5 protein-coding genes are annotated in these 13382 nt (G+C 35.4%); 2 read left to right on the forward strand and 3 right to left on the reverse strand.

Features of this window, described 5'->3' with window-relative positions; translation table 11 throughout:
* Window positions 1-13: 13 nt before the first annotated feature.
* Window positions 14-1702, reverse strand: coding sequence for a M1 family metallopeptidase (locus Q4493_RS12035; protein WP_303452898.1), 1689 nt, complete (start codon window positions 1700-1702; stop codon window positions 14-16).
* Window positions 1703-1881: 179 nt separating this feature from the next.
* Window positions 1882-6075, reverse strand: coding sequence for a hybrid sensor histidine kinase/response regulator (locus tag Q4493_RS12040; RefSeq protein WP_303452899.1), 4194 nt, complete (start codon window positions 6073-6075; stop codon window positions 1882-1884).
* Between the two features lie 271 nt (window positions 6076-6346).
* Here Q4493_RS12040 and Q4493_RS12045 point away from each other — a divergent pair, with 271 nt between their 5' ends.
* The gene (locus tag Q4493_RS12045; protein ID WP_303452900.1) at window positions 6347-8737 is read left to right on the forward strand and encodes a TonB-dependent receptor; all 2391 of its coding nucleotides are present in this window, start codon (window positions 6347-6349) and stop codon (window positions 8735-8737) included.
* Window positions 8738-8743: 6 nt separating this feature from the next.
* Window positions 8744-11443 (forward strand): response regulator, encoded by a 2700-nt coding sequence (locus Q4493_RS12050; protein ID WP_303452902.1) that lies wholly within the window; start codon window positions 8744-8746, stop codon window positions 11441-11443.
* Window positions 11444-11667: 224 nt separating this feature from the next.
* Here the strand turns inward: Q4493_RS12050 and Q4493_RS12055 are convergent, their stop codons facing one another.
* Window positions 11668-13329, reverse strand: coding sequence for an electron transfer flavoprotein-ubiquinone oxidoreductase (locus Q4493_RS12055; RefSeq protein ID WP_303452904.1), 1662 nt, complete (start codon window positions 13327-13329; stop codon window positions 11668-11670).
* Between the last annotated feature and the right edge of the window lie 53 nt (window positions 13330-13382).

The following is a 13382-nucleotide window of genomic DNA, read 5'->3' on the forward strand; positions in this document are numbered from 1 at the left end:
TTGTGAATAATGTCTATTTCAGGTTCGCTTCTAAATAATTTTGATATTGTGCAACATGAGGCTTTTCAAACAACAATTTACTTTGAGGATCAATAATTATTAGATCAGTAGCTAAAACTTTAAGTGTATGGGGTTGATCCATTGTAAAAATTCTAGTTTCGCCGTTTATTGATACTTCTAAAGGCATAGGAAACGCCATATCGTTAGGTGTTTTCCATTGTATGGTTAAGCTGTTTTCTGTTCTCTTTTGAATGACTTTAGGTAAATCTGCTTGATAAAAGTAAATATCAAAAAACCATTGATAATTCTCACCTGTTAATCGATTAACGATACGAAGGAAGTCATCTGTATCTGCTAACACGGGATCGAATGTCCCAGGTTTCGGATCTTGTATGCCATACACAAGTTCAGTCGTGGCATTAAAAAAGGTTTTATCTCCTATGAGGTAACGTAAGGTATGTAATACCCAAGGTGCTTTAGCGTAAATATCAGCACCTGGGCCACCTTTTTCTTCTTGATAAACTCCTTCAACGGTTAACAACTCTTTGCTAACAATAGGAGCTTTGTTACGAATTTTTAAACGCATATCGTACATATGTGACATATAGCCAGCTTGGCCATGCAAGTATTGCTCATATAGCGGATGCATATAGGCACCAAAACCTTCATGAAGCCACATCGCATTGGCATTTTTATTCGTCAATTGATTAGCAAACCATTCATGAGCAAATTCATGAAACATTAACCAATCGAACCCATATTTGTCGGCTTTATATTGGTTTCCATAAGCATTAATTGTTTGGTGCTCCATACCTAAATGTGGGGTTTCAACGATACCAATTTTATCTTGAGCAAACGGGTATGGCCCAATTAAGCGTTCAAAAAATTGAGTAATGTCTATTAATTCTTGCGTTAATTTTTCAGCTTTTGCTTTATTTTCGGGTAAATGATAAAACTCAACCGGAATCGCATTACCATATTGGCTGTTAAAGGTGGTTTTAATCACATCATAAGGCCCGACATTTATTGCTACACCGTAGGTATTAAGTTGCGATAAACTTTGCCAATGATAAGTGCTAGTAGTGTCATTTTCGGTTACGGAAGTTAATGTTCCATTAGCTGCCGCCACTAAGCCTTTAGGCACTGTGATGTGAAGATTGGTGGTTTTCGGCTCACCTATTGGATTATCAATACAAGGCCAAAATAAATCGCAACCTTCACCTTGAACGGCAGTGGCAATCCAGTCTTGATTATCATTCGTTTTAGACCAAACAAAACCGCCATCCCAAGGAGCTTTCACGGCTTCTCTGGGTTTACCATGATAATGAATATCAAGGGTAAACCGCCCTTTGATAGGTTTAGATAAATTAATTAACAACAAGCCTTCAGGGTTACTATAATGTGTTTTGTCTATCACAGTCCCATTTACACTAACTTGTTCAATAGTAAACAAATTATCTAAATTAATCCCTACTTGATTTCTAGCATTTTTACTAATGAATGTTAAAACTCCTCGTCCATCAATAGCCTTATTTTGAGGAAAAATACTAAAATGTAGATCAGCGTGATCCAGTCGTAAACCTTGTTGTGATAATTGTAATGGGCCATCACTATCCATCGTATATTGACTACGTTTGACTGATTTTGCATCAACCGTAATAATTAACATGCATAATAAAAAACACGTTACTATTCGCTTCATGGCTATTTCCTCATGAGAAAGTTAAAAAGACATTATAAATATCAGGTTAGCGATTAAAGTATGATAATAAAAGTTAAATGCGGTTAACGCAGTATACGGCACCACGAATAACCTAAATGATAACTTACCGAGAAAGGTAAAATTATTTTGATGACTTGTTTGCTATTACCAAATTTTACTTAGCGCGGACTTGAGACGATCCATTTTGTTAATTTTTCTAAAACTTTATGAGGCTCTATCGGTTTTGTTAGATAATCATCCATGCCTGCATCTAGACATTTTTGCTTATCGCCTTGCATTGCATTCGCTGTCATCGCGATTATCGGTATAGCAATATTTTCAGAACCAGCTTCTCCTGCTCTTATTTTACGCGTTGCTTGATAACCGTCCATTTCAGGCATTTGACAATCCATAATAATCACAGAATACGGTTTTTCTTTGGTAGCTTCTTGAATACGTTTTAAGGCGTCAATACCATTTACGGCGACATCGGCTTGTAAACCAATGTTTTTTAATACACTTAAAGCAACCATTTGATTAACACGGTTGTCTTCTACCAGTAAAAGTCGAGTGTCTTCAGGCCATTGTTTATTCGCTTCAACGGGGTTTTCGTGCTCGTTTGATAGGTCAAGAGCATTTTCACCTTGTTGCTTACTAAACGGGCTGAGTATTGGATAATCATCATCTTGAATAACCGTTAATGCATGCATTAAATCATTAATGGTCATTGGCTTTGAAAACCAAGTATTAATACCTATTTTCGCATAATAGCTTTCATCTACTTGCTCATCTATCGAGGTCATCATGACCAGTTTCATTGAGCGATACTTTGCTTCTGCTCTAATATACTTAGCTAAATGCTCTCCTTTCATCGTTGGCATATCACAATCAAGAAAAGCAATATCAAAACATTGTCCTTGAGTAGTAGAAAACCTTTCTTGGCATAGACTTAGTGCTTCTTCGTTATCAGCTGCAACAGAAACCGTTATTCCCCAAGCGTGCAATTGTCGTCTTAATGCTTCACGTGATGATTGATTATCATCTACTATTAACGCGTGTAATGAGGTATTAGCAAATGACGGTGAACTTAACGGTGCTTGTTCACTTTTCTCCACTAAACAACTGATTTCAAAACAACTTCCAAGCCCATGCTCACTTGAAACTTTTACATCACCTTTTAGTAAGTTACATAGCTCTTTGGTGATACTAAGCCCTAAACCTGTGCCGCCATATTTTCTTGTGGTAGAAGCATCAGCTTGATTAAAAGCGTCAAATAAGTATGGTATTTTTTCAGTGGGTATGCCTATACCCGTGTCTTTAATCTTACAATTAAACTGAAGTTCATCAATAGTTTCAGTCGGTGATAACGTCGCTGTTATGACTATTTCACCTTGCTCTGTAAACTTAATTGCATTACTTAAAAGGTTAGTAATTATTTGTCGAATTCTGTTCGGATCCGATTTAATTAAACTTATTTGAACTTCGCTCAAATCAAGTACGATTTCGATATTTTTTTTCTGAGCGGCAAGTGCAATAGATTCGGCAAGCTTTCCGAGTAAATTTCGAACATCAAAATCAATTATTTCTAATTCTAACTTCCCTGCTTCAATTTTTGAAAAATCAAGAATATCGTTGATAAGTACCAATAATGATTTTGCACTAGAGTGGGCAATACTCAACCGATGAGCTTGTTCTTGGGTAAGTTGGCTATCTTTTAATAAACCAAGCATACCTAACACGCCATTCATCGGAGTTCTAATTTCATGACTCATATTCGCTAAAAATTCAGATTTAAGCTTAGTTGCCTCTTCGGCTTTGTTTAGTGCTTCCGTTAAATCTTGCGCTTGCGCTTCTAGTGAAGCTGTTTTATCACTCACTTGTTCTTCAAGCTTTTGAACAAAATATTTTTGCCTTGAAATTTCAGCATATTGAATGCGTGTTCTTAAATAAATAATGATAAAAATAGTTAATAACAACACAGATAAATAAATCAAATAGGCCCACCAAGTCGTCCAAGGTGGTTGAGATATCGTTAAATTTATTGATAATAAGTTCTCGCTCCATTTACCTTCTTTGTTCGCGGCTTTCACTAAAAAGGTATATTTACCGCCGTCAAGATTGGTAAATGCGGCAATATTTCTATTTTCTATGTTAATCCAATTATCATCATAACCTTCTAGCTTATAAGCGTACTGGTTTTGATTAGGTGAAATAAAATCTAATGCTGCAAATTCAAATGAAAAAAAGTAATCACGATAAGATAGATTGATATCAGTAACATAAGAATAAGGAGTTGCTAGTTGAAAAGCTTTGCCCATTTTACTAAAGCCGGTTAAGACAATATTAAATTCACTGTTTTTTGTATCTATAGAAGCAGTACTAAAAAATTCAATGCCTCTTTGACTACTGGTGAATAACGTTTCATTTCTTCCTTTTTCAAGACTATTAGGATAATAATTACTACCGATTAAACCATTATTACTATCATAATTTGTAACTTGTTCCGTGACGGGATCTAACTTCGAAATACCTTTATTGGTGGTCAACCATATATGATTGTTTTCATCATCAGCCACTCCACGAATTAAAGAAGTAGGTAAGCCATTTTTGCGACTAAAATGCTTAAAATCATTCGTTTCAGGTCTAAATAAGTTCAGCCCGGCTTGAGTAGCAACCCAAATCCCCCCATTTCGGCACTGATGCACATCTTGAATAATACTGCCAAGTAAACTGTTTTCTTGTTCAGGATTTTCATTAAATGAAGTAAACCCTTGATTGACTTCATCCCATAAGTTCAAGCCATCTCCTGTACCAACCCAAATATTCTGATCTTTATCTTTAAAAATCTCTGATATTTCTGGGTGCGACAAACCTGAAGCATCATCCATATGGTGAAAACTTTGCATCACAGGATCATATTGATAAATGCCGCTTTTATATGTCCCAATCCAAAGTATGCCATTTTTGTCCATATTTAATGCACGTAATTCTCTGAATTCTTTATGTTTAGCATGAGTATTGGGGATAGTAATTAATGCTAATTGTTTGGTCGTTAAATTAAATTTAGCTAACCCTTCATCTTGGGCAATCCAAATATTTTTATTTTCGTCTTGAAAGACAATAGGTTTTTCTATCAACCTATCCCCTTGATAACCATTTTCATCACTAAAAATAGCAGAAGTTAACTTTTCTAATTTCTGCGTTTCGACATGCCATTTAAATAATTGAGAAGTTGACGATACAATGAATAAATCTCCCTTTGAATCAACTGTTATTCCATTTGGAGGAACTAAGCCTGAATTATTAATAGGCTTAAATTTTTGATGAGGAACTAATTTATATATACCTTGGGTTTCGTTGGTAACCCATATTGTTCTACTGCTATCTTCAAAAACAATACGAAGCCCACTGTTCGTATCAAGTTCAAACTGTTCTATTTCATTGCTTATATTTGATTGCCGAAATAATCCTTTACTGGTAACAAACCAAATGTATCCGTTTTGATCTTCAATCATAGAATTAACTTGATCGAGTATGTTTCTTTGTTGAAATTTCAATCGAGTAAAAACATGACTTTTGGGATCAAAAAGAAAAGGCCCTTTTTGAGTGCCTATATAAATTTTGTTAGTAGATGTTTTCAGGATGTTACGAATTTCGTTAGCGCCAGTTGGGCTGTTATTATCCGGTTCGGGTAAATAATTACGAAAAGAGTGAGTAGTTTTATCGAATAGGTTTAATCCGAAACTCGTTGCAACCCACAAACTATTTTTATCATTATCTTCAATGTCCCAAATTCTATTATGAGACAGACTCTTATTATCGCCCTTTATTTTTTGAATATGCTCAAAACGATTGTTGCCTAAATATTTGTTCAGGCCTTTATCATAAGTACCAAACCAAAAAGTATTTTCTTGATCATGAAAAAGCGATTGCACACGAGTAGATGAAATAGAGTCGATACTTTGGGGGTTATGCAAAAAGTTTTCGAAAATTCCTATTTGCGGATCATAACGATTTGCCCCTCCTCCCCAGGTTCCTATCCATATTTTTCCCTGATGATCTAGCATAAGATTACCGGCGTCATTATGCGATAAACTATTTTCACTCGTGCTATCGTATTCGAATAACGTAACTTTGCGGCCATCGTAGCGCATCACACCATTTTCAGCGGTACCAAACCACAGAAAACCTTGATGATCTTGGATAATTGAATAAATTTCTGAGGAAACAAAACCATCTTCAGCGGTGAGTTTTTCAACAGAATACTCGTTTACAAGTTTCGTTGATTGCTGATAACTATTTGCTGATACATTAATTGTTACTATCAAAATAATTGAAAAGAGTAAGCGATGAATCAATTGTTTATAAATCATAGGCTTCTTAGTTTTATCATTTCAACCAAATAGATAGTAAGGCTCAAATATGACATTAGTTCATTAGATGAATAATTTCTCATAAATAGCCATGTAAATTAAGCATTAGATGGCTATCTTTGAAAAGTAATCTTGCTCGCTAAAAGAGCGTTGATACTTTCAACATAGCAATACAGAAAAATTTCTTATCAAATTAATAAATTAAGCAATATTTATGGTGTTAAGTTAAAACTAGAATATACTAAAATTATCATCAAATAACAGAGTCATTATGATAAAAGTATTTTTTATTTTGTATTACATAATACTTATTGCTTGTAGTTATCCATTTCTAGTGAACGGGCAAGACATCGATTCCCTTGAAATCATTGAGGTAACTGCACAAAAACGTACGCAATCGGTACAAGATGTCCCAATTTCAATTGCGGCTATTTCCTATCAATCATTATCTTCAGCCAAAATAAATCAAGCAATGGAAGTTACCACGTTAGTTCCTAACGTGAATGCGACACGTTCTATCAGTGGTTTAAGTAATTACTACATTCGTGGCGTAGGTATGGATGGTTTTAACTTATCTTCAATTCCGGCTGTTGGACTGTATGTTGACGATGTTGCTATTCAAAGCCCTGCCCTAGCAAATTTTGCGCTATTTGATTTGAATAAAGTGGAAGTTTTAAAAGGGCCACAAAATACCCTCTTTGGTAAAAATACGACAGGTGGCGCACTCAATTTTTTTACCAATGAAGCTAATAACGAAGACGAAATAACTGGCTTTGCTGAAATAAGTATAGGCAACTATCATCTTATTAAAACTGAAGGAGCACTTAGTTTTCCGCTTTCCGATAAAGCCAGTGTAAGGCTGTCTGGTTATTCACACCAACGAGATGGCACAGTTACCAGTAATATTACCAACAACCCTACTGAGTATAACGATGTAAATCGTTTTGGAGCCCGCTTAAAACTGTTATATAGTTTTGACGAAGATAGACAATTATCAATCAGTTTATACGGTGGTCAACAAGCTCAAATTGCTGAAGTAAAAACAGCAATGAGCCCCGTTAATGATGAGTTATTGATTAACATTAATGATCAAGACCTAACAAGTAATCACTCTTCCATGATTAACCCTCCTAATGATGTAGAGGCATTTGGTGGTTACTTAAAGTTTACAACAACCCACAATAATTTTATTTTTAATGCCATTTCTTCTTTTGAAAATGTGTTATCTAAACGCATGGATGATTGGGGAGGACAACATTTAGCATCTAGTGTTTATCAATCAGCAATTTATAACTCAACAAATACCGAAGCTATCTCACAAGAATTTCAATGGCAATCAAAATCAGAAAGTAACATTCATTGGATAATTGGTTTGCTTTATAACCTTGAATACGGCGATATCTTTCAAGCGGCATTAATTGATCCTGGCGGACCTGGTAGACCTGACGACAGTATTGATGATGCAGGTATCGGCCCTATGTTTGATAGAGGCGCTTGGCTTGATCATAAAAGCCAAACACTATCAGCATATGGGCAATTTACATATCCGATAACGCCAAAACTTAATATTACTACGGGTTATCGTTGGACGACTCAAAAGCTTCAACCAACAGTTCATTCTGCCGGTATGATGATGGATCTACCAGGACAAGAGTATCCATTAGGGAGTTTAGGTTGGTATAGTTTAGGGAACAATGATTTTGATCGTTTTTCTGATTTTATGGGTTTTAAAAGAGCTGAGCGATTTATTAACGCCAACGGTGGATTTCCCGCTTCTGAAAAAATAGATGAAAAGTTCAATGAGTGGGGAGGGAAAATTTCATTAGATTACCACCTCCATAAAAACATGATGCTTTACGGTGCTGTATCTCGTGGTTTTAAAATGGGAGCGGTAAACTCTAATCCTACCGTTACCGCATATAACAGCTTACTCAATAAAACGGTAAAACCTGAAAGTTTAGTGACAACAGAATTAGGCTTCAAAACAGATTTATACGATAACACGCTGCGTTTTAATGGTGCGATTTTTAAGAATACATGGCGTGATTATCAATTTTTTCTCGTCTATAACCCCGGTAATCCCGCCAATTTATTTGCTTCATTGGTTAATTTACCAACAGCAGAATCAACAGGGGCTGAAATTGAATTGAATTGGAAAGCCTCTGCTAGTCTTCGTTTTAACATCGGCATGGGATGGTTAAATTCTAAAGTTACGGATGGTCAATTGAACACTTCAGGTATTTCACCACTTATTGTCGACGGTTTTCAAAACCAAGTAGTTACTGGTAATGAGCTCACCAATGCTCCTAAGTTTAGTTATAGTATTTCTGCACTAAAAACGGTTGAGTTTAATGACAGTGATCTTGAACTAAGTCTGCATTATACTTTTTTAGACAAACATACTCATCAATTAGCCGGTACACATAATAATATTTGGCGTGAAAACTTTTCTGAAGGTATGTTAGGCTTATTAACATTAAATAGTAGCTTTTATTTTGGCTTAAATAGAGAATATCTAGTATCACTATGGGTAAAAAACACAACCAATGAAAAGTATTGCACAGAGCGGGCTATAGCACCTGGTACCTCTCCTGATACAGCAAGATTATGTGCACAAGGTGATCCAAGATCAGTGGGACTAACATTTAAAAGGACTTTTTAGTTTAGTATGATGACATTCTCTACCAAGAAATTATTTGAAAAACCGGCTCTATATGCTTTATCCGTGCTCATGATTGGCATGACTGGATTGATCGTTTTATTTAATTTTTCGTTAGAAAATGAAAAAAAAGCAGCGTATGACAAATATCAACAACGTGCTGAATTAAAATCGAAAGATATTGAAGCTGAAATTAAACGGTCATTTTTTCAAGTGGCTTCCATTGCTAACCTGTATTCATCGTCGGGCTGGGTAAGTCACTCAGAATATGCTCAATTTGTCACACGAGTTTTTCCAAACTTTCCAAAAGGAAGAAGGATCAGTGTCATTCATCATGTCCCTTCATCCTCACTAGAAAGCTATTTAAATAATATTTCTCAAAATGTTGAGTCTGTTTTTTCACAGTTTGAGGTATTTAATTTTACTTCGCCAAACATACGGAGCAAAGCAACGACCACTGATAATTTTTATAATATTGTTAGTTATACTTACCCTGAAATAAATAGAGCTGACTTTATTGGCCGTTCCATTATTAAATCATCACCTATTGCGCCTTTGATTTTTCCCGCGATAGAAAATAAAACCCCTATCATTTCTGATTTATCACCAAAACTAAGAAATATAAGAAAAGAGCCTTTTCTTATTTACGTCTACCCTTTTTTCTCAACTGATTCTATTCATAATGATGCAAGCGAAGTCAGTGGCCTAATTGTTTCAAGCCAATATATTTCTGATTTTTTCATCAATAATTTAATCAATACACCAATGGATAATTTTAGTTATATTTTAATTGATAGTAAAAATAACGAATTTCATTTTCCAAATAATAAGGTAGTTTCGAACTCAGAAGGAGCAACGAGCAAACTACCAAAAATAACGTTTAATTTTTCCATCAACTTAGTTAACAACCGTTTCGACTTGATTGTTATCCCTAATGTTCAACAATTAACTCAACCTAATCGTTTACTTGTTACTTTATTCATTGTCGGCAGTATTTTAATTGTAGCGATAGCCTTTATTACTTATTCATTGCTTTCTCGCCAAGGTCTGTTAACTCGAGAAGTGAAACGAAAAACCTTAGCAATTTATCAACAAAGAAATCAATTATCAGACCAAAATCAGCGACTCATAAAAGCCGTTGAAGCGGCAAAATCATCAGCCAATGCTAAAACAGAATTTTTAGCTAACATGAGTCATGAAATCAGAACTCCGTTAAATGGGGTGATTGGCTTAACTGAGCTATTAAATAGAACAAAACTCGATACTGATCAACGGGAGTATGTTGAAAAACTCACCTATTCAGGGAGGCACTTATTATCTGTTATTAATGACATTTTAGATTTTTCCAAAGTGGAAGCTGGAAAAGTGGATTTAGAAATCGCGGCATTTTCTATTTATAGTATTATCGATAATTTGTATAACTCTTTTGAAGAAATTGCTAAAGCAAGAGGGATAAACTTTACCATATCTATTGACGGCTACGTACATCCTGACTTAATGAGCGATGTATTTAGAATCAACCAAGTTTTAATGAATTTATGCTCAAACGCTATTAAGTTTACTGAAAAAGGAAGTGTTGATATTGTGATTTCGATGAATAAAGTAAATCATGAAGAAGATATTTTTATCCTTAGATTTCAGGTAAAGGATTCAGGTATTGGCATGGACGAGAAAGATATTGCCACTTTATTCAATAAATTTAGTCAAGCAGACACTTCTACCACAAGAAAATATGGCGGTACGGGTTTAGGTTTATCAATTAGTCAGAAACTTTGCCAGGCGATGGATGGCGACATTAGCGTTACGAGTGAAAAAAACAAAGGAAGTTGCTTTACTGCTTTTATGAAAATACGGTTGAATACTGATATTCTTATCGATGATCATAAAACTCAACAACAAAGTGAAACCTTACTAAAAGAAAATATTGAGATTCTTATTGTTGATGATAACCCTATCGCATTAAATATTATTAGTAACTACCTTGAAAGTATCGCGATTAAACCGATTACTGCACAATCGGCTGAAGAGGGGTTAGAAGTATTAAGAGATTCAGAAAGCGATATAAAACTGATAATATCTGATTGGAAAATGCCACATACCGATGGCTCTGGATTCATTCAAGAAATATTAATGCTAGGTCTAGCTGTTGTACCAAAAGTGATTATTTTATCCGCTTATGAAACGTCTTCCATAGAAAAAGCCCGCGAAGCACTACCTATAATAAAAGCGGTATTGCAAAAGCCTTGTCCTACTGAAGTATTACACCAAGCGATTATGTCTGTGTTAAAAAATAAAACACCGATAAAAGAAACAGTGATTATACAAAAACGATTAGTAGGCATTAATATTCTTGTCGCAGAAGATAATAATATTAATCAATTAGTCATTAATAAAATACTCAGCTCCGAAGGTGCTAAGGTAACTATGGCGAATAATGGTGTTGAGGCGATTAAATTAGTTAATACACCCAATAATATAGATATTATTTTAATGGATATTCATATGCCGATTATGGATGGGGTTGAAACAACTGAAATCATCCGCTCAAATAAAGATATAAACATTGCAGAACTGCCAATTATCGCACTAACCGCAAATGTAATAGAAAGTGATGTTGCAAGCTATTTAGAAGCCGGTATGAATGCTCATGAGTCTAAACCAATTATTAAGGAAAGCTTAATTACTACGATTCTTAAGCTAGTTAAATGAAAGCTCAATATTAAGTTTTCTATATAACGTTTAGGGCAAAGACACTTAATCATAACCAGAGCAGCCATTTTAATGTTAGCTTTTTATATTTTAGCAATATTGGAAATGCATGCTATTTAACCTTAATCATAATAAGTCGCTCTTAAATCGCTACTATTTAACGTGATAAAAAAGCCAACGGTTAATGTTGGCTTTTTATTATTTGATTGACCCGTCCTAACTATTTACATATTCGGATAATTCGGGCCGCCTGTTCCTTCAGGTGTTACCCAAGTAATGTTTTGGCTTGGATCTTTAATATCACAGGTTTTACAATGGATACAGTTTTGTGAGTTGATGACAAACTTTTCACCCTCTTCGCTTTGCTCCACTTCATAAACACCTGCCGGACAATAACGTTGCGCAGGCTCAGCATATTTCGGCATATTCACCGTTAATGGGATCAATGCATCGGCCAATTTTAAATGACAAGGTTGCTCTTCTTCATGATTGGTATTGGATAAAAACACTGAAGATAACTTATCAAAACTTAACTTATTATCAGGTTTTGGATAATTGATCACAATCGACTCAGACGCAGGCTTTAATTGCTCATGATCTAACGAATCATCTTTAAAGTTAAACGGTAATTTTCCGCCAAAAATATTTTGATCTAGTGTGTTGTATGCACCGCCAAGAAAAGTACCAAACTTATGCATTGCAGGACCAAAATTACGCGTATTGTAAAGTTCTTCATATAACCAAGAGTTTTGATATGCTTCGGTAAAATCCGTTAAATCTTTGCCGCCTGAGTTTTCAGTTGAAGCGTCAGATGATAAATCAGCAAAAATAGCTTCAGCCGCTAACATGCCTGATTTCATCGCGGTGTGATTTCCTTTAATTTTGGCAAAATTAATCGTGCCCGCATCACAGCCCACTAATAAACCACCCGGCATGGTCATTTTAGGTAAAGAATTATAACCACCTTTTGCCATGGCTCTTGCACCATAAGAAACGCGTTTACCGCCCGATAAATATTGAGCAATTTTAGGATGATGCTTATATCGCTGAAATTCATCAAATGGGCTTAAATGTGGATTGCTGTAATTTAAATCAACAATTAAGCCAACAAACACTTGGTTATTTTCCGCGTGATATAAATAACCACCACCGTTGGTGTCTTTATCTAAAGGCCAACCTGCCGTATGAACAACCAAGCCTTCTTGATGTTTTTCAGGATCAATATCCCAAATTTCTTTAAAGCCTAGTCCATAATGTTGAGGCGATTTATCCGCATCTAAATTAAACTTTTTAATTAATTCTTTACCAAGATGTCCTCGACAACCTTCAGCAAAAACCGTGTATTTGGCCCGTAACTCCATACCTGGTACGAACGAATCTTTAGGATTACCTTCAACATCTAATCCCATATCACCGGTTAGCACGCCAGCTACGCTACCATCGTCATTATAAAGAACTTCTTGCGCAGGAAAGCCTGGGAAAATCTCAACACCAAGTTGTTCAGCTTGCTCAGCCAACCAACGACACATATTGCCCATACTAGCAATATAGTTGCCCTCATTATGCATAGTTTTTGGCACGCTAAAATTAGGTAGTTTTATCGCGCTTTCTTCACTGTTGAATAAATATATATCATCACCAGTGACTTTAGTTGTTAACGGTGCGCCCTTTTCTTGCCAATCGGGAAACAACTCATTAAGTGCTCTAGGTTCAAAGACAGCCCCCGAAAGAATATGCGCGCCAACTTCTGAGCCTTTTTCAACAACGCACACCATTAATTCTTGTTCTTTTTCTTGTGCTAATTGCATAAGACGACATGCCGTTGATAATCCTGATGGCCCAGCACCAACGATTACCACGTCAAATTCCATTGATTCACGTTCCATAATTTCTCCCAAAATTGTTTCACTATTGAATTTCAAACGCACGTTTGATTTTC

The sequence above is a fragment of the Colwellia sp. 1_MG-2023 genome (assembly GCF_030546755.1).
Taxonomy (GTDB): domain Bacteria; phylum Pseudomonadota; class Gammaproteobacteria; order Enterobacterales; family Alteromonadaceae; genus Thalassotalea_H.

Excerpts from the sequence above, each read along its gene's own strand:
- Q4493_RS12035 (WP_303452898.1), bottom strand. The coding sequence starts at position 1,702 with ATGAAGCGAATAGTAACGTGTTTTTTATTATGCATGTTAATTATTACG.
- Q4493_RS12040 (WP_303452899.1), bottom strand. The coding sequence starts at position 6,075 with ATGATTTATAAACAATTGATTCATCGCTTACTCTTTTCAATTATTTTG.
- Q4493_RS12045 (WP_303452900.1), top strand. The coding sequence starts at position 6,347 with ATGATAAAAGTATTTTTTATTTTGTATTACATAATACTTATTGCTTGT.
- Q4493_RS12050 (WP_303452902.1), top strand. The coding sequence starts at position 8,744 with ATGATGACATTCTCTACCAAGAAATTATTTGAAAAACCGGCTCTATAT.
- Q4493_RS12055 (WP_303452904.1), bottom strand. The coding sequence starts at position 13,329 with ATGGAACGTGAATCAATGGAATTTGACGTGGTAATCGTTGGTGCTGGG.